Genomic DNA, 17600 nt, shown 5'->3' with positions numbered 1-17600 from the left:
CTCGATCGCGCACACGATCGGGACGTGCTCGTGCCCGTGCACGTCCCTCGTGCCGCCTGCGCGTGCTCGGCCGTTGCCCCGACGAGCTACTTCTTCTTCACGAGGGGCAGCGGCTCCGCGACGCTTCGATCATCGCTCTGCCACAACCCCCTGGGCGCCGGCGACAGCACCGCGGGCGATCCCGGGACCGTCTTGTTCGGTGCCTTCTCGACCGACATGCTCGCGCTCTCCGCGGGCAGCACGGTCGGCGTCTCGACCGCCTCGAGCTCGGTGAGCGAGATCTCCTGCGCGCTCGGCTCCGACACCGGCGTGAGCGCGGGCGCGCCGAGCTTCGGCGTCGGCGCCTCGAGCACCGGCTGCGGTGCGCCCTCGGGCGCGTCCTTGCCCAGCCTCACACGCGCCGCGCGCACGCTCGCGCCGAGCGGCTCGGCATCCGCGTGCTCCGCCTCCGCACGCAGCACCGCGGCGAGCGCGCGCGCCATCGACTTCGCGTTCTCGAACCGCGTGTCGGGCTGCGTCTCGAGCGCCGTGTGCACCGCGAGCGCGAGCGAGTGCGGCAGGTCGGGCCGCAAATCCGAGAGCCGCGGCACGTCGCCCTTGCGCACCGCGAGCAGCACCTCGAGATCGTTCTTCCCGGTGAAGAGACGCTTCTGCGCGAGCGCCTCCCAGAGCACCACGCCGAGCGCGAACAGATCCGACTGCGCGCTCGGCTTCGCGCCGCTGATCAGCTCGGGCGCGCAGTACGCGAGCTTGCCCTTGATGACGTTGGGCCGCGTCATGCTCGCGCGATCCATCGCCCGCGCGAGGCCGAAGTCCGTGAGCTTCACGACGCCGCTCACGCCGAGCAGCACGTTCGAGGGCGACACGTCGCGGTGGTAGACCGGCACGATCTGCCCGCGCGCGTCGACGCGCTCGTGCGCCGCAGCGAGGGCGCGGCACACCTCGATGCCGATCGCGGCGACCAGCGGCCATGGGGTCTCGCGCAGACCCTTCGGGAACGAGCGGACCCACTGGAACATGTCCAGGCCCTCGATCCACTCCATCACGAGGTAGTAGCCGCCCTCCTCGTCCATGCCGAAGTCGAGGATCTGCACGACGTTCGGGTGATGGAGCTCGGAGCCGACGCGGGCTTCCTCCTCGAACATCCGCACGAAGCTCGGGTCCGCGTGCTTCGCGTGCTGGATGCGCTTGATCGCGACGGGACGCTGGAAGCTCCCGGCGCCGCGCGCCAGCGCCTTCCACACGACGGCCATGCCGCCTTCGCCTGCGGGAGAGACGAGCTCGTACTTCCCCGCGATGATCCTGCCCGGCGCGTCGACCGCCATCCGCTCCAGCCTGCGAGCGCCAGCGTACCTGATCCGCGGCGGCATTTCAGCGATGAACGAAATGGCCGGGGGATCATCGACTGCGCGGGCTCACGAGGCTGGTATCCTCGCTCGTCGTGGGGCGGGACCAACCGGGGCGGCGGATCGCCGGGAAGTACGAGCTCGTCGAGCGCGCCGGCGAGGGCGGGATGGCGACCGTCTGGCGTGCGATCACGCTCGGCGCCGAGGGCTTCGAGCGCCCGGTGGCCCTCAAGCGCGCGCACCCGGCGCTGGCCGTGGACCCACAGTTCGTCGCGATGTTCGTCGAGGAAGCGCGCGTGAACGCCACGCTCGACCACCCGAACATCGTGCACATCCACGACTTCGGGAGCGACGAGCACGGCCACTACCTCGTGATGGAGTGGGTCGAGGGGCTCGACCTGCGCCGCCTCGTGCACGCGCACGCGCTCGTGGAGGAGCAGGTCGCGTGGCCGACCGCGGTGGCGATCGTGGTGGAAGTGCTGCGCGGGCTGCACGCGGCGCACACCCGCGAGACGCCCGACGGCGATGCTGCGCCGATCTTCCACCGCGACGTGACGCCGCAGAACGTGATGCTCGCGGTGAACGGCGCGGTGAAGATCACCGACTTCGGCCTCGCGCGGGCGACCGATCGCGCGCGCGTGACGAACCCCGGCACGGTGAAGGGCAAGCTCGGCTACCTCGCGCCGGAGCTCACGCTCGATCATCCGCCGTCGGCGCTCACCGATCTCTTCGGCGTGGGCATCGTGCTCTGGGAGACGCTCGCGGGAGAGCGACTGTTCGAGGGCGCGAGCGACGTCGAGATCCTGCAGAAGGTGGCCCGCGCGAGCGTGCCGCCGATCATGGCGATCCGTCCCGACGTGCCGACCGCGCTCGCCGAGATCGTCCACACCGCGCTCGCGCGCGACCCGGCGAGTCGCTTCCCCGACGTGCGCTCGATGGGCGTCGCGCTTCGCCGCGTGCTGCGCGATCACCTCGACGAGCCGCCGGACATGCACGCGATCGCGAACGACGTGCGCGAGGCGCGCGAGCGGCTCGGGCTCGGGACCGGGCGTCGCAGCGTCTCGTCGCTCGACGTGGAGCAGGCGAAGCGCGTTCGCGCGGCGCTCTTCGGGGCGTCCTCGGACGAGCTCGACGCGAGCGGGGCGATCCCGCTCGAGCTCAGCCGCAAGAAGCAGTGAGGCATCACGTCCGCTCGCACCGAAGCGTTGCAGAGAGACACCAAGACACGTTCGCGAGGCGCTCGTCGCGCTAGACTGTGGACGTGCCCGCGGTGCTCAAGAGGCGTTGTCGGAGGCTCCTGCGTGGTGAGGCGCGTGCGACGTCGAAGGTAGACGATCGGCGCCTACATCGCCGCGTGTGCGAGGAGGCGCTGCGTTGACTGCGACGGGTGCGTCGAACGACGCCACGGTGCTCGCCAAGCCCAATGCGCTCGGCAGCGCCAGCACCTCGCCCGGGGAGCTGCGATGCGCGACGTGCGGCGCGACGCACCCCACCAGCTATCGGGTGTGCCCCAGCGACGGCACCCCGCTCGGCAGCCTGCCACCGGGCGTCGAGGATCCCATGCTCGGCGCGGTGCTCGCGGGCACCTTCCGGGTGCGATCGCGGCTCGGCGAGGGAGGCATGGGCCTCGTGTACGAGGCCGAGCACCTGCGGCTCGAGCGGCGCTACGCGGTCAAGGTGATCCACCACGGCTTCGCGTGGCGCGAGGATCTGCTCGCGCGCTTCGATCGCGAGGCGCGCGCGATGAGCCAGGTGCGCAGCGATCACGTGGTCGACGTCGTCGACGTGCTGCGCACGCCCGATGGTCGTCCGTGCATCGTCGCGGAGAAGCTCGAGGGCGAGGATCTCGAGCAGCACCTCGCGCGCGAGACGAAGCTCTCGGCGCCGCGGGCGATCCGCTTGTTCCGGCAGGTGTGCCGCGGCCTCGCGGCGGCCCACGCGCGCGGCGTGGTGCATCGCGATCTGAAGCCGTCGAACCTCTTCCTCGCGCGCGATCCCGCGGGCGGCGTGACGCTGAAGATCCTCGACTTCGGCGTCGCGAAGATCGGCGGCGACGCGGAGCTCACGGGCACCGGCGCGATCGTCGGGACGCCCGCGTACATGTCGCCGGAGCAGGCGCGCGGATCGGCGAACGTCGACGCGCGCAGCGACGTGTACTCGGCGGGCGCCCTGCTCTATCGGATGCTCACCGGTCGCGCGCCCTACGGCTCGGCCGACGCGAGCGTCACGCTGGTGAAGCTGCTCGAGGAATCGCCCGAGCGCGCGCGCACGATCGAGCCCGCGATCCCCGAGGGCGTCGAGGCGGTGATCGAGCGCGCGATGGCGCGCGATCCCGAGGCGCGCTTCGCGAGCATCGACGAGATGGAGCACGCGATCGCCGTGTTCGACGCCGGCGGCACGAGCACCGTGATCACCGACGACGTGCGCCCGATCAGCGCGGCGCGCACGAAGTCGATCAACCGGCGCGCGAAGTGGGCGCGGCCCCTCGCGATCGGCGGCGCGGTGAGCGCGTCGCTCGGCGTGGGGCTCGGTGTGGGCACGTTCCTCGCGCTGCTCGTCGACGGCTTGCGCGAGGGCGCGCAGATCCACGACGCGGAGCTGGTGCTCGTGGTGCTCGGTGCGCTCGTCGCGCTCGCGGCGGCGCTCGCGGGCAGCACGCGCGCGCTTCGCGGTGCATGGCGCAGCGCGCCGGCGATCGAGGCGGTGGGCGCGCGTGCGTGGACCGCGCTCGGCGCGGGCGTGTTCACGTACGGCGCGATGGAGATCGCGTCGCGCGTGTGGTCGGTGGTCGCGCTTCTGCGCCCCGGTCACTGGGATCCGCTGTGGTCCGCGGCGCGCGTGGTGATCGCGCTCGGGGTCGGCGTCGTGGTCGCGATGATGGCGCGGAAGCGCGCGTGACCGAGCGGATCTTCGTCTCCGAAGATCCGCTCGCGGCGCTGCCGCCGCCGCTCGAAGACGCGCCCTACTCCGCATGGGCGCCTTCGCTCGCGCTGCGCGCGTACGTGACGCGGATCCACCTGTGCCTCGAGCCGATCGCGAGGGGCGAGGAGATCGTGGAGCGCGTGCTGCCCGACGGAACGGTGCACGTCGCGTTCACGCTGGGCGATCCTGTGCCCGGCCCGCGCGGCGACGACGCGCTCGAGGCCGAGGTGCACGGCGCGAGCGTCGCGCCGGTGATCATCCGGATGGCGGGCCGCATCGAGCAGGTCGGCGTGCACCTGCGCGCGGGCGCGATCGGGCACCAGCTCGGTGTGCCGGCGGGAGAGATCGCGGGCGCGCGTGTGTCGCTCGACGCGCTCTGGGGACGCGCGGCGCAGGAGGCGCGCGAGCGGCTCGCGTCGGCGCCGCACGGACGCGCGCGGGTGGCGACGATGGAGGCGATCCTCCGCGAGCGACTGCGCGGCGTGGACGCGGCCCCGCATCGCGCGGCGCTCGCGGCGATGCGGCGCATCGCGGAGCACGGCGGTCGCGAGCGGGTGCGCGACGTCGCGGCGCACGTCGGCGTCGGAGAGCGACGGCTCGAGCAGCTCTTCCACCAGCACGTCGGGCTCTCGCCGAAGGCCGCGTGTCGCCTCGCGCGGTTCCGCGCGGCGCTGGCGATGGTGCGTCGGGGGAGCGCGTGGTCCGACGTGGTGATCGCGTGCGGGTACGTCGATCAGTCGCACCTCGTGCACGACGTGCGGGCGTTCACCGGGCTCACGCCGAGCGCGCTGCGTCGCGAGTTCGGGTTTCTCCAAGCCGCGTCGGGCGCATGAACGTACGAGCACGATCATGACGAACGAACGAACACTGCGAGGTCGGGTGGCGATCGTGACCGGGGCGAGCCGCGGCGCGGGGCGCGGCATCGCGCTCGAGCTGGGCGCGGCCGGCGCGACGGTCTACGTGACCGGTCGGAGCACGCGCGAGTCGGCGCCCGACGCGTACCGCGGGATCATGGAGCTGAGCGGCATCTCGCGGATGCCGGGGACGATCGAGGACACCGCGGACGACGTCACGCGCGAGGGCGGGCGCGGCATCGCGGTGCGCTGCGATCATCGCGACGAGGGCGAGGTGCGCGCGCTCTTCGCGCGCGTGATGCGCGAGCAAGGGCGGCTCGATCTGCTCGTGAACAACGTGTGGGGCGGACACGAGACGTTCACCAAGGAGTCGCTCTCCGCGCCGTTCTGGGAGCAGCCGCTCGCGCACTGGAACGGCATGTTCGAGGGCGGTCTGCGCAGCCATCTGATCGCGAGCCACGTCGCGGCGCCGATCTTCGTCGAGCAGAAGCGCGGGCTGATCGTCACGACGACGTTCTGGGATCGTGATCGTTATCTGCGCGGCAATCTCTTCTACGACCTCGCGAAGGCGTCGTTCAATCGCCTCGCGTTCGACCTCGCGGAGGAGCTGCGGCCGCACGGCGTCGCATCCGTCGCGGTGTCGCCGGGCTGGATGCGCACCGAGCTGGTGCTCGCGGGGCACCACACGACCGAGGAGCGATGGCGCGAGCGCCCCGAGCTCGCGTCGACGGAATCGCCGCGATATCTGGGGCGCGCGGTCGCCGCGCTCGCGGCGGACACCGGCGTGATGGCGAAGAGCGGGCGCGTGCTGTGCGTCGGCGATCTCGCGCCGGAGTACGGCTTCACCGACGTCGACGGTCGCGTGATCCCGCCCTTCGAGATCAAGTGAGCTCGGGGAGCGGGCCCTGGTGGACCGCGTGCTCGCTCCCGAAGTGCGCGTCGTCTCCGCCGAACGCTTGGAGGATCGACGTGAAGAGGTTGTGCGTCGACTCGCGCGACGTGTACTCGAGCGCGCCGGGCGCGGTGTCGTAGTCGATGTTGCGCCCGGTGCGGAAGTACCCGCCCGCGCTCCCCGCGAGCAGCACCGGCACGTTGTAGGCGACGTGGACCGCGCCGTTCGAGAACTCGCTCGTGCAGAGCACGAGGCTGTTGTCGAGCAGCGTGCGATCGCCCTCGAGGAACGTCGGGTCGTCGAGCCCTTCGATCAGCTGGCGCACCAGGCTCATGCGCCAGCGACGGTTCGCGAGCATCTCCGAGACCCACTGGTCGTGCTGGCCCGCCGAGGGGCCCTCGGGGCCGATCTCGCGCGCGTAGTGGTGCAGCGAGTGCCCGATCTCGTAGCCCCAGTCGGTCCCGCCGACCCAGGGCGTGATGATGTCGGCGATCTCGAGGTTCGCGACGTTGGTGAGCCCGCAGCGCAGCGCGGCGACGATGATGCGCACGTGCAGCGGGCCGATCACCTCGGCGCGAGAGGCCTCGGCGATCTCGTCGGGCGGTGCGCACATCGGCGGAGTCTCGAGCGCGTCGAGCTCGCGCTCGAGCGCGCGCAGGTGCTCGAGATGCGCGTCGACCGCCGCGCGATCGCTCGCGCTCACGCGTGAGCGGAACCGCGCGAGCTGATCGAGCGCTCCGTCGAGCACGCTGCGGCGGCGTCGGATGCGACGGAGGAGCGCGGGATCGGGTGCGCCGTCGCCGGTGACGCCCTCGAAGATCGAGTCGAACGCGGCGCGCGGATCGGGCTCGCCCTCGACGCGCTCACCAGCCGCGCGGAAGTACGGCGAGCCGTAGTGATGGCCCGACACGTCGAGGTGGATGCGCGAGAAGCGCGCGGGCTGGATCGCGGCGAGCCGCTCGGCGAGGACGTGATCGATCGAGGGACCGCGCGAGACCGCGTCGTCGCCGGGGTCCGAGATGTCCGCCGCGGTGAGCGCGGTGACGTTCGCGGTGCCGTGCCCGCCGTCGGCGTACTCGCTCTGGAGGATGCCCGCGCGGTTGTCGACGCCCTGGAGCACGAGGAGCTTCGACGCCCACGGCGCGAGGTCCTGGTGGATCGGACCGAGCGCGAGCGTCTCGCTGGTGCTCGCCGGCGCCCAGTAGTCGAGCCCGTGCCCTTCGCCGCGACCGTCGGCGCGCCAACCGCCGTCCCCGTTGGGCCAGCCGCGGTACATGTTCGAGATCGTCCCGCCGTGCTCGAACACGGTGAGGAAGCGCTTGGGCGCAGGGCCCTGCGCGAAGGCGCGGCCGTGGGTGTGCTCGAGGAGCGGCAGCGAGATGATCGCGCCTCCGAGGCCCACGAGGAAGGCGCGACGGCCCGAGTGCAGATCGTTCACGGCGCCACCTCCTGGACGTTCACGTATCGGAACGCGTCGCTCTCGACGATCGCGAGCAGGAGCTCGCGCATGCTGCCGGACTCTCGGAAGCGCTCGGCGATGCGGTCCACCGAGCAGGTGTCGAGGCGCGCCGGCACGCGACCGAGCGCGCGCTCGAGCCAGCGATTCGAGAAGCACGTACGCGCTCGCGCGCTCGTCGCGATGCGCGTGCTGAGCTCGACCGCGTCGCGCACCTCGCCGTCGACGTCGGTGCCCGCGACCACGCCGCTCGCATCGAGCGGGAGGCCGGTCGTGAGCTCGTCGGTGCGGTGTCGTCCGATGCCGTCGTAGTGCTCGAACGCGAAGCCGACGGGGTTGATGATCGCGTGGCAGCTCGCGCACGTGCCGCTCGTCGTCCGCGCGGTCACGTCCTGGCGCACGGTGCGCAGACCGTCTCCGTCGTCACCGCCGTCGACGACCACGTCGCTCGCGTTGGGCGGCGGGGTGCCGAGCTCGACGCAGAACACCTCTTCGACGACGAACACGCCGCGGCGGATCGGCGACTGCACGGTCGCGCTCGAGAACACGGTGAGGAACGCGGCACGCGTGAGCAGCCCGGCGCGCTGGGTGGGATCGAGATCGACCCACGCCCACTCGTCGGCAGAGCTCGGTCCCTCGACGCCATAGAGCGCGGCGAGCGGACCGTTCACGTACGCACGCCGCGTGGTGAGCAGATCCTCGAAGCTGCCGCCGCGCGTGAAGCTGTCGCGCACCAGCGCCTCGAGCTCGGTGCGCATCGCCGCCTGGAGATCCGCGTCGTACTCGGGATAGAGCGTCGCGTCCTTCGAGGTCGACTCGAGCGCGTGGTGCAGGCGTCCGCCGCCGAGCTGGAGCCACTCCCAGAAGAACGACTGCAGCGTCTCCTCGGCGCGTGGATCGTCGAGCAGGCGCTCGGCCTGCGCGCGCAGCCCCGCGGCGTCGAGCGCGCCGTCGCGCGCCGCGGTGGTGAGCGCGTCGTCGGGCGTCGTGTTCCACAGGAAGTACGAGAGCCGCGAGGCGACCTCGTACTGCGAGAGCGGGCGGATCGCGTCGGTCGCGCCGGGCGCGCCGCGCTCCTCGAAGTACACGACCTCGGGCGACTGCAGGATCACCTCGAGCACGATCTCCATCGCCTCGCCGAACGTGAGATCGTTCGCGAGCGCGTTGCGATACGCGTCGAGCAGCGCCGAGCGATCGTCGTCGTCGAGCGGGCGGCGGAACGCACGCGCACCGAACGACTCGATGAACGACGACGCGCACGCTTCGTCCGCGGCGCCGCTCGTGTCGCACGGGAAGATCTCGCGCGACCAGCTCGAGCGACGCGCGATCGCGAGCTCCGCCGCGTCGCGGAGCTGTCGCACGCCGCGCTCGGTGATCACCGACGCGGCGTCGTCGACGTTCGGTGTGTAGCCAGGATCGCCGAGCAGATCGCGCACCGTGTTGCGGTACTGCAGCGGCGACAGGCGACGCAGCGGTGCGGGCGCGACCTGCGGGATCCCGGTGTCGCACGCGACGGGATCACCGGGCCCGCCCGGGCCAGGTCGAGGGCTCGAGCCGCTGGGACCCGCCGGTCCCCCGCCGAGATCGCCGGTGCACGCGCTCAAGAGCGCGGCCGCGAAGAAGAGCGATGGACGTCGAAGCGCGGCGCTCATGAGGACAGCGTGCGCGAACCCCGCGGCGCGATCACTTACGGTTCGATCGCGCTGACACCGCGGGGGATGGCGACCGTGGTAGACAAGGTGCGATGCGCGCGTGGCTCCTCGCCGGCCTCGCAGCCCTGGCGCTCGGCTGTCGCACCGTGCCGGCGACGCAGGTGCTCGTCTTCTTCCACGCGGAGGACGATCTCGCCGCGGAGGCGGCGTCGATCCGCGTGCGCGTGGACACCGACGAGGGCAACGCGCTCGATCGGACCGATGCGCTCTCGCGCGAGGGCGTGACGCACCTCGCGCGCGTGCCGCTGGTGCCGCGCGACGGGGATGCAAGCCGTCGCTTCCGCGTCGAGGGCGCGCTGCTCGATGCGAGCGGCGAGGTGTTGGTCGAGGTCTCCGCGGTCGCCGGGTACGTGACCCACGAGCGACGCGAGCTGCACCTCTGGCTCGACCGAGAGTGCGTCGGGATCGAGCCGTGCGACGACGGACGCACGTGTCAGCTCGGCGTGTGCACCGGCGAGTGCTTCGAGCCGAGCCCGGTCGGCGCGACCGCTCGCTCGCAACCGCTCTGCGGCGAGTGCGAGACCTGCACGAGCGGCGTGTGCGCGCCACGTCGCGACGGCTCGTCGTGCGGGTGCGAGGGCGACGTGTGCGAGGACGGCGCGTGCCGGGCCGCGGTGCGCGTGCAGAACGTGTTCGCGGGCGAGCTCCACACGTGCGCGACGACCGCGCCCGATGGGCTCTATTGCTGGGGCAGCGATCGCGCGGGGCAGACGTCGATCGGCGAGCAGCGCGCGGTGCCGACGCGGCTCGCGGCGAACCTGTGGTCCGTGGGATCGTGCGGCACCGACTTCACGTGCGTGCTCGGTGTGTTCGGCGAGCGGCAGTGTTGGGGATGGAACGACGCCGGGCAGATCGGCGACGGGACGATGCGTGAAGAGGTGGTGGGCCCGACCGAGACGCTCGAGCCCGCGCTCGATCTGATCGACTCCGGTTGGAATCACACGTGCGGGATCGGCGAGGACGGTCGGCTCTACTGCTGGGGCGGCAATCGCAACGGCGAGGTCGGCGAGCAGGACATCGGCGGGGGCGTGGCGACCCCGCGCTTGCTCGCGCCCGACGATCGCTTCCTGCAGATCGCGACCGGCGGGTTCCACGACTGCGCGCTGCGCACCGATGGCCGCATCCTGTGCTGGGGCCTCAACGAGTCGGGCGAGGTCGGGACGGGCGATTTCCTCGATCGCACCGCGCCGACCGAGGTCGGCTGCATCGACGGCGAGTGCGACGGCTGGACGTCGATCGCCGCGGGCGACTTCCACAGCTGCGCGATCCGCGGCGAGGGCGAGCTGTGGTGCTGGGGCGGCGGACAGAACGGACAGCTCGGCACCGGGCCGATGCTGCTCGCGAACGTCGCGACGCCCGTCGGTCCGATCGAAGGAGGCCCGTACGCGCTCGCGGCGGGCGGCGGCTCGCACACCTGCGCGATCACGTCGAGCGGTGCGCTCGCGTGCTGGGGTCGCAACGATTTCGGGCAGATCGGTGTCGGGAGCACCGATCAGATCAACCGCCCCGCGTCGGTGGTCGTGCCGGGGCGCGGCGGGTTCCGTGCGCTCGGGCTCGGGCGCGATCACACGTGCGCGATCCGCACCGACGAGACGCTCTGGTGCTGGGGGAGGAACACCGAGGATCAGCTCGGCCTCGGTGAGGTCGAGGGGGATCGCGTGACCACGCCCCGACGCGTGTGCTTCCTGCCGCCGTGATCAGCGAACGTACGTCGGCTCGCTGAACGTCGTGTCTTCGAGGTGGTACTCGAGCACGCGGCCGGCGCGCCGTGCCTCGCACGCGCCGTCCTCGACGAGCGTGGCGAGCGCCGCCTGGGCCGCGCGCAGCGGCGCGCCGACCGCCTCCGCGAGCTCCTTCGCGCTGCGTCCGCGATCCTCGGCGAGCGCAGCGAGGATCTTGTCGGCGAGCGAGCGGCCGGCGCGCGGATCGGGACACACGAGGCCGCGCTCCGCGTCGAGGCGCACGTGGCTGCCCTGTCGCTCGAGCCGTGCGATGCCGCCGAGCCACTCGCGCGCGCGATGCAGGGCAACGTCGAGCGCGCCGCGATGGATCTCGGGCACGAACTCGAAGCCGTAGACCGCGCGGAAGCACTCCCCCTCGTCGAGCCCTCGAGGACCTGCGAGGAGCAGCGTCGCGACGACGGTCTCGGCGCGCCCTTGGTGGCGCCGCGACTGCTGCAGCGCGGGCAGGTCGTCGCCGGCGAGCCCGCGACCGAGGCGCACCACACGACGCGGCGGTGACCCACGTCGCTGGAGCGCGTAGAGAATCGCCGGCTCGGTCACGAGGCCCCGCGTCGTCGCGACGCCGTGGAGCGCAGGCGGCATCTCCGAGGTCGCGCCGAGCAAGAACCCCTCGAGCGAGGTGCCGCGCGGATCACGATCGGGATCACACGCGAGCACGAGCGTCTCCACGTCGTCGCGCAGGAACGCGGGCGCGCTCGCCGCGCTCGTGTGGAGCGCGCGCGTCGCGTCGTCGAAGCGCGCGCGCGACCCCGACTCGGCGGCGTCGCACCAGGCGTGGAGCGCCGATGCGAGCGAGCGGCCGTCGTCGACCGATGCGCTGCCTCCGGCGAGCGCGTGCTCGAACGCGAGCCATGCGCGGTGCGACGTGACCGGCAGCGCGGCGAGCGCGCGTGTGATCCGCAGCGCGAGGTGCGCGTGCCCGCTCGCGCGCCGTGCGCGCGCGAGGACCAGGTGCGCGAGCGCCTCGCAGAGGGGGATCCCTTCGGTGCGCGCCATGCGCGACGCGCGGCGCGCGGCCTTCACGCCCGACGCGAGGTCGCCCGACGCGAGACGCGCGAGCGCCGCCAGCGATGCGGCGTCGACGACGAGATCGGGCTGACGGAGCTCCGACGCGCGCGCGCCACAAGTGCCCGCGAGCTCCGACGCGAGCGCGTGCGCGCCCGAGAGCAGCGCGCGCCACGCCGCGACCAGCTCGGCCGCGACGTCGGTCGAGGTGGGCCGTGCTTCGGCGATCCGATCGTCGAGCTCCGCGACCCGCGCCGCATCGAGCGCGAGCGCGGCATGTCGTGCGCTCGCCGCGAGCACCCGCACCGCCGATGCGCGATCCACGTCGTCGGCGCTCCGGAGACGCGACGGCGACATCGACGCGACGTGCGCGTCGCACGCAGCGCGATCTCCGGAGAGCGCCGCAGCGATCGCGGCGCGATCGGCCTCGAGGTGGGCGTGCACGGGCATTTGTCGGCGCTCGGGGCGAGGATACAATGGCGCCCGATGCGCTGGCTCCGTCCACGCCGCGCGAGCGCGTACGAGCATCTCTCGGACATCGCCAGCGGGGGCGTCGGGCGAGTCGAGCTGGTGCGTCGTCGCGAGGGCTCGTTCGAGCGCCTCTACGCGCGCAAACGCCTGCACGACGCGCATCGCGACGATGCGGACTTCCGCACGATGTTCTTCGACGAGGCGCGCATCGCGGGGCTCGTGCGGCACCCGAACGTCGTCAGCGTGCTCGACGTCGGGGAGGACGACGAGGGCCCCTACCTCGTCATGGAGTACGTCGAGGGCGTGCCCGCGTCGGCGATCGTCCAGCAAGCGATCGCGCGCCGCGCCGAGGTGCCGCTGCAGCTCGCGCTGCGCATCGGCATCGAGGCGGCGCTCGGGCTCCACGCCGCGCACGAGCTCACCGGGCCGAGCGGCGAGCCGCTCGCGCTCGTGCATCGCGACGTCTCGCCGCAGAACATCCTGGTCGGGTTCGACGGCGTCACGCGCGTGACCGACTTCGGCGTCGCGAAGGCGTTCGGTCGCACCACGCGGACCGCGACCGGCGTGCTCAAGGGCAAGCTCGGCTACATGGCGCCCGAGCAGCTGCGCTTCGAGGAGGTCGATCGACGCGCCGATCTCTTCTCGCTCGGCATCGTGCTGTACGAGCTGCTCGCGAGGCGCCGGCTCTATCGCAACGTCGACGGACACGACGGCGTGCGGCGCATCCTGCACGAGGCGCCGCCGGATCTCGGCGACGTGCGCGCCGACGCGGCGCCTGAGCTCGTCGAGCTCGTGTTCTCGATGCTCGCGAAGGATCCCGCGCGCCGCCCGCGCACCGCGCTCGACGTCGCGCGCGTGCTCGAGGACGTGCTCACGGACGCGATCGCACAGGAGGGCCGGCTCGACATCGGCGAGCACCTTCGCGAGATCTTCGCCGACGAGCTCGCACGGCAGCGCGAGCGCTCGCGTGCTCCGGCGCGCGTGGCGATCTCGCGCGGACGACGAACCGCGCTCACCGCGAGCATCGTCGCGGGTGTGATCGCGGCCGTGGTCTCGGTGTGGGCGAGCCTCACGCCCGACGAGCACGCCGAAGCGCCTCCGATGCCGCCCCCCGTCGCGGCCCCGCCGATCGCCGCGCCCGCGCCGCAGCCCGAGCCGGTGATCGAGGCCACACCTCCCGCGGCGCACGATGCATCGGAGACGGATGTCGTGACCCCCGGCGCGCCGGCGCCCCGTGCTCGGCGCGCTGCACGCGCGTCGCGGCGCCCTGCCAGCGAATCGCGCACGAAGATTCCGATGTGGGAGTGGGAGTGAGCCTCCTCCGCGCCCTCTTCGTGCTGCTCGTGCTCGCGCTGATCGCGCCCGCGTCGGTGCGCGCTCAACGCGACGACGCGCGTGCCCTCTTCGAGCAGGCGCGAGAAGCGCTGAGCGCAGGCGACTTCGCGACCGCGCGTGATCTCCTCGTGCGCTCGCTCGCGCTCGCGTCGAACGTCGGATCGGCGTTCAACCTCGCGATCGCGCTGCGCGGCACCGGCGAGGTCCAGCGTGCGATCGAGACGTTCGAGGCGCTCCTCGCCGAGCGCTACGGCGCGCTCTCGCCGGAGCAGCGACGCGAGGTCGAGTCGTTCCTCGCGCGCTCGCAGCGCGAGCTCGGACATCTCTCGGTGCGCGTGATCGGTGCCGATGCGATCGAGCTGCGCATCGACGGAGTGCTCGTCGCGACCGCGCCCGACGGCGACGTCGTCGAGACCGCGGTGGATCCCGGTGAGCACGTCGTCACCGCATCCGCGCCGCGCCGCACCAGCTACGAGGAGCGCATCGTCGTCGAGCGCGGCGCACGCCGGACGATCCGCGCCGAGCTCGGCTCGACGCTTCCCGGAACGCTCGTGGTCGAGAGCCCGACCCCCGAGGCGATCGTCGAGATCCTCGGCGTCGTGCGCGGCGCAGGATCGATCCGACGCGACCTCCCGCCGGGCGAGTACCGGATCGCGGTCGCGGACGGCGCGGGACGGCGCGAGACCACGGCGCGCGTCGACAGCGGCGAGCTCATGCGCGTCGTGCTCGCGGGGCCGAGCGCGGGCACGCCGATCGTCGAGAGCCCGTGGCTGTGGTCGGGCATCGCGCTCGCCGTGGCCAGCGCGATCGTCGGGATCGCGGTGCCGCTCACGGTGACGCAGGAAGAAGCGCCAGTCTCGGATCCGATCTACGGCGTCGTCGTCACGTTGACGACGCCGTGAGACCGTCCGGGACGAGCACCCCGGTAGGGACTCACTTCGTCTCGACGTCCGGGTAGCGCGGGTAGCTGCCGAGCACCGTCAGCGCCTGCACGCGCGTCTCGAGCGCGGCGAGCGCGGCCGCGACGTTCTCGTCCTCGCGGTGCCCCTCGACGTCGATCACGAACACGTAGCGCCATGCACGATCACGGCTCGGCCGCGACTCGATGCGCGTCATGTTCACGCCGTTGTCCTCGAGCACCCCGAGCGTGCGCCGCAGCGCGCCGCGCTCGGTCTCGTCGGCGATGATGAACGTGAACGTCGTGCGATCACGGCCGGTCGGCTTCGCGTCGTCCTTGCCGATCATCACGAAGCGCGTCGCGTTGAACGCGATGTCCTGGATGCCCTCGCGGAGCACCGGCACGCCCATGATCTCGCCCGCGAGCGAGCTTCCGATCGCCGCGCCGCTCGCGTCGCCACCGGCCTCGCGCACCGCGAGCGCGGTCGACGCGGTGTGGACGATCTGCGCCTGCGGCAGGTTGTTCGCGAGGTACTTGCGGCACTGCGCGAGCGCCTGCGGGTGCGAGTAGACGCGGCGCACCTCGGAGAGCGACTCGACGTTCGAGAGCAGGCAGTGCTTGATCGGCAGCACCAGCTCGCGACGGATGCGACAGCCACCTTCGATCAGCGCGTCGATCGCGCCCGCGACCGATCCCTCGGTCGAGTTCTCGATCGGCACCACGCCGTAGACCGCGCGACCGCGACGCACCGACTCGAACACTCCGTCGATCGTCGCTTCCTCGATGTACTGCGGCGCGTAGCCGAAGAGCGCCCGCGCCGCCGCGTGCGAGTACGTGCCCTGCGGACCGAGATACGCGACGGTCACGCGCGCCTGGAGCGACACGCAGCCGCTCAGGATCTCGCGGAACACCGCGAGGATCGCCGGCTTTGGGAAGCGACCCGCGCCGCGCTCGAGCAAACGCTCGAGCAGCGCCTTCTCGCGCTCGGGATCGAGCGCGGGCGCGCCGCTCGCCTGCTTCGCACGACGCACCGCGCCCACGACCTCCGCGCGCTCGGCGAGGAGGTCGAGGATGCGATCGTCGATCGAGTCGATGCGCTGCCGCGCGAGCGCGAGATCGGGCACGGGCACGCCGTTCTCCGGCGTCGGCAGCGGCGTGATGAGCGACTCGGTCGAGGCGCGCGGGTCGTCGCTCACGCGGGCCTCACCGGGAGGTGGCGCGGAGCCCACGAGCGCGCGCGCACGAACGCGACGGGATCGGGATCCGCGCCCTCGGGCCAGGTGCCGACTCCGTCGTCGACCGCGCGACGCATCACGCGCGCGGCGACGTGCGCCGAGACCTCGCGGAGCTCGCGGATCGGCGGGTAGATCGCGCCGCTCGAGAGGTGGCGCTCCTGCACGTAGTCGGCGAGCGCGTACGCGGCCTCGAGCACCATCTGGTCGGTGATCTCGGACGAGCCCGAGAGCATCGCGCCCAGGCCGATGCCGGGGAACACGAACGCGTTGTTGCCCTGGCCGATCACGAAGCGCTTGCCACCGAGCTCGACCGGCGCGAAGGGCGAGCCCGTCGCGACGATCGCGCGCCCCTCGGTCCACGCGAGCACGTCGGCGGGACGCGCCTCGCACGACGTGATCGGGTTCGAGAGCGCGAGCACGATCGGGCGCGCGCACTGCGACGCGAGCTGCTTCACGATCGTCTCGTCGAACGCGCCGGCCTGACCGCTCAGGCCGATCAGCACGGTCGCACGACCCTCGCGCACGGTCTCGAGCAGATCGGGGCGCTCACCGGTGACTGCGCCGCCGTTGCGCCCAGAGAACGAAGGCCAGCTCTCGATCGCGGCGCGACGCTGCGCGAGCGGCCCCTTGTAGGCCTCCATCTTCGCGCCTTCGACCAGCAGGCCGCGCGAGTCGAGCACGAGCACACGCGCGCGCGCCTCTTCGTCGCTCAGCCCCTCGCGGCGCATGCCCGCCTGGATCGCCATCGCGACGCCCGCGCCACCCGCCCCCGCGCCGTGGATCACGACACGCTGGTCGCGCAGCCGCTCACCCTTGCCGGCGCACGCCGCGAGCAGGCCCGCGAGCGCGACCGCGCCCGTGCCCTGCACGTCGTCGTTGAACGACGGCATCGAGCGGCGATGACGATGCAGCACGTCGATCGCCGCGTCCTTCGCGAGGTCCTCCCACTGCAGCAGCGCGCGCGGATAACGACGCGCGAGCGCGCCGACGAACGCGTCGACCAGCGAGAGATACGCCTGACCGCGCGCACGCTCGCGACGCACGCCCTGGTAGAGCGGATCTTCGCGCAGCGAGTCGCGATCGGTGCCCGCGTCGAGCAGCACCGGCATCGTGCGCGCGGGATCGACGCCCGCAGCGCCGTAGAGCGAGAGCTTGCCGATCGAGATGCCGATGCCGCCGTGACCGCGATCGCCGATGCCGAGGATCGCCGACGCGTCGGTCGCGACCACCACGCGCACGTCGTCCGCGGGCCACGCCGCGAGCAGCGCGTCGATGCGCTCGATGTCGTCATACGTGATCACCAGCCCCTTGGGCTCCTGGTGCACGTGATCGAAGCGCTCGATCGCCTCGGCGACGGTCGGCGTGTAGACGTAGGGCAGCAGCTCCTCGAGGTGCGCGGCGAGCAGCGCCTGGAAGATCACGTCGCTGCGATCCTGGATGCCGCGCAGGTAGAGGTTGCGACCGAGCGCCGTCGTCTGCAGCCCGAAGCCCGCGTACGCGCGCTCGACCTGCTGCTCGAGTGTCGTGATCGCGGGCGGCAGCAGCCCCTCGAGGCCGAGCGCGCGGCGCTCCTCGCGATCGAACGCCGCGCCCTTGTTCGTCAGCGGATGACGCAGCAGCTGCGCGCCGCGCAGCGTGGTCGCGAGGTACGGCGCGCCCTGCGCGTCGTATCGGATCTCCACCTCGCGCGCCGCGCCCGAAGCTCTGGAGACGACGCCGGTCACCCGGCCCC

The 17600-nt window shown here is 72.5% G+C and carries 13 protein-coding genes; 7 read left to right on the top strand and 6 right to left on the bottom strand.

Annotation, left to right across the window (positions count from 1 at the left end; genetic code table 11):
• Window positions 1-86 precede the first annotated feature (86 nt).
• A complete protein-coding gene (locus I5071_RS06055) occupies window positions 87-1325 on the bottom strand; it encodes a serine/threonine-protein kinase (RefSeq protein WP_236604432.1) in 1239 nt (412 codons plus the stop codon).
• Between the two features lie 116 nt (window positions 1326-1441).
• Here I5071_RS06055 and I5071_RS06050 point away from each other — a divergent pair, with 116 nt between their 5' ends.
• The 4 genes from I5071_RS06050 to I5071_RS06035 all read left to right on the top strand — a co-directional run bounded on the left by I5071_RS06050 (window position 1442) and on the right by I5071_RS06035 (window position 6011).
• Window positions 1442-2524, top strand: coding sequence for a serine/threonine-protein kinase (locus I5071_RS06050; RefSeq protein WP_236604431.1), 1083 nt, complete (start codon window positions 1442-1444; stop codon window positions 2522-2524).
• 196 nt (window positions 2525-2720) lie between these two features.
• Window positions 2721-4244 carry a serine/threonine-protein kinase gene (locus I5071_RS06045; RefSeq protein ID WP_236604430.1) on the top strand — a complete coding sequence of 508 codons (1524 nt, stop codon included), beginning with the start codon at window positions 2721-2723 and terminating at the stop codon, window positions 4242-4244.
• Entirely contained in the window at window positions 4241-5101 is an 861-nt protein-coding gene (locus I5071_RS06040; protein ID WP_236604429.1) for an AraC family transcriptional regulator, read from the top strand. The genes I5071_RS06045 and I5071_RS06040 overlap by 4 nt, the downstream gene beginning before the upstream one ends.
• Window positions 5102-5117: 16 nt before the next feature.
• Entirely contained in the window at window positions 5118-6011 is an 894-nt protein-coding gene (locus I5071_RS06035) for an SDR family oxidoreductase (RefSeq protein ID WP_236604428.1), read from the top strand.
• Here I5071_RS06035 and I5071_RS06030 read toward each other — a convergent pair.
• Window positions 6004-7452 (bottom strand): DUF1552 domain-containing protein, encoded by a 1449-nt coding sequence (locus tag I5071_RS06030; RefSeq protein WP_236604427.1) that lies wholly within the window; start codon window positions 7450-7452, stop codon window positions 6004-6006. The two genes, I5071_RS06035 and I5071_RS06030, sit on opposite strands and share 8 nt — an antisense overlap.
• Window positions 7449-9122, bottom strand: a complete 1674-nt coding sequence (locus I5071_RS06025) for a DUF1592 domain-containing protein (protein WP_236604426.1) — start codon at window positions 9120-9122, stop codon at window positions 7449-7451. The genes I5071_RS06030 and I5071_RS06025 overlap by 4 nt, the downstream gene beginning before the upstream one ends.
• Window positions 9123-9214: 92 nt before the next feature.
• Here I5071_RS06025 and I5071_RS06020 point away from each other — a divergent pair, with 92 nt between their 5' ends.
• A complete protein-coding gene (locus I5071_RS06020) occupies window positions 9215-10879 on the top strand; it encodes an RCC1 domain-containing protein (RefSeq protein WP_236604425.1) in 1665 nt (554 codons plus the stop codon).
• Here the strand turns inward: I5071_RS06020 and I5071_RS06015 are convergent, their stop codons facing one another.
• Window positions 10880-12286: a winged helix-turn-helix domain-containing protein gene (locus tag I5071_RS06015; protein WP_236604424.1), complete on the bottom strand. Its 1407-nt coding sequence runs from the start codon at window positions 12284-12286 to the stop codon at window positions 10880-10882.
• Between the two features lie 9 nt (window positions 12287-12295).
• Here I5071_RS06015 and I5071_RS06010 point away from each other — a divergent pair, with 9 nt between their 5' ends.
• The gene (locus I5071_RS06010; RefSeq protein ID WP_236604423.1) at window positions 12296-13714 is read left to right on the top strand and encodes a serine/threonine-protein kinase; all 1419 of its coding nucleotides are present in this window, start codon (window positions 12296-12298) and stop codon (window positions 13712-13714) included.
• Window positions 13711-14637: a tetratricopeptide repeat protein gene (locus tag I5071_RS06005; protein WP_236604422.1), complete on the top strand. Its 927-nt coding sequence runs from the start codon at window positions 13711-13713 to the stop codon at window positions 14635-14637. Before I5071_RS06010 ends, I5071_RS06005 begins: the two co-directional genes overlap by 4 nt.
• Window positions 14638-14668: 31 nt before the next feature.
• On the opposite strand, the gene pheA is transcribed toward I5071_RS06005, so the two are convergent.
• Both pheA and maeA read right to left on the bottom strand, forming a co-directional pair.
• Window positions 14669-15829, bottom strand: a complete 1161-nt coding sequence (gene pheA, locus I5071_RS06000; RefSeq protein WP_236604421.1) for a prephenate dehydratase — start codon at window positions 15827-15829, stop codon at window positions 14669-14671.
• On the bottom strand, window positions 15826-17592 hold the full coding sequence (gene maeA, locus I5071_RS05995) for an oxaloacetate-decarboxylating malate dehydrogenase (RefSeq protein ID WP_419249642.1): 1767 nt from the start codon (window positions 17590-17592) through the stop codon (window positions 15826-15828). Before maeA ends, pheA begins: the two co-directional genes overlap by 4 nt.
• Between the last annotated feature and the right edge of the window lie 8 nt (window positions 17593-17600).

It is taken from the genome of Sandaracinus amylolyticus (assembly GCF_021631985.1).
GTDB lineage: Bacteria > Myxococcota_A > Polyangia > Polyangiales > Sandaracinaceae > Sandaracinus > Sandaracinus amylolyticus_A.
The sequence above is the reverse complement of the archived record's forward strand: the minus strand, read 5'-3'. Positions and strand labels throughout refer to the sequence as shown.

What these genes read in the sequence shown, in the direction of transcription:
- I5071_RS06020 (WP_236604425.1), top strand. Translation starts at nt 9,215, where the DNA reads ATGCGCGCGTGGCTCCTCGCCGGCCTCGCAGCCCTGGCGCTCGGCTGT.
- I5071_RS06035 (WP_236604428.1), top strand. Translation starts at nt 5,118, where the DNA reads ATGACGAACGAACGAACACTGCGAGGTCGGGTGGCGATCGTGACCGGG.
- I5071_RS06055 (WP_236604432.1), bottom strand. Translation starts at nt 1,325, where the DNA reads ATGGCGGTCGACGCGCCGGGCAGGATCATCGCGGGGAAGTACGAGCTC.
- I5071_RS06025 (WP_236604426.1), bottom strand. Translation starts at nt 9,122, where the DNA reads ATGAGCGCCGCGCTTCGACGTCCATCGCTCTTCTTCGCGGCCGCGCTC.
- I5071_RS06015 (WP_236604424.1), bottom strand. Translation starts at nt 12,286, where the DNA reads ATGTCGCCGTCGCGTCTCCGGAGCGCCGACGACGTGGATCGCGCATCG.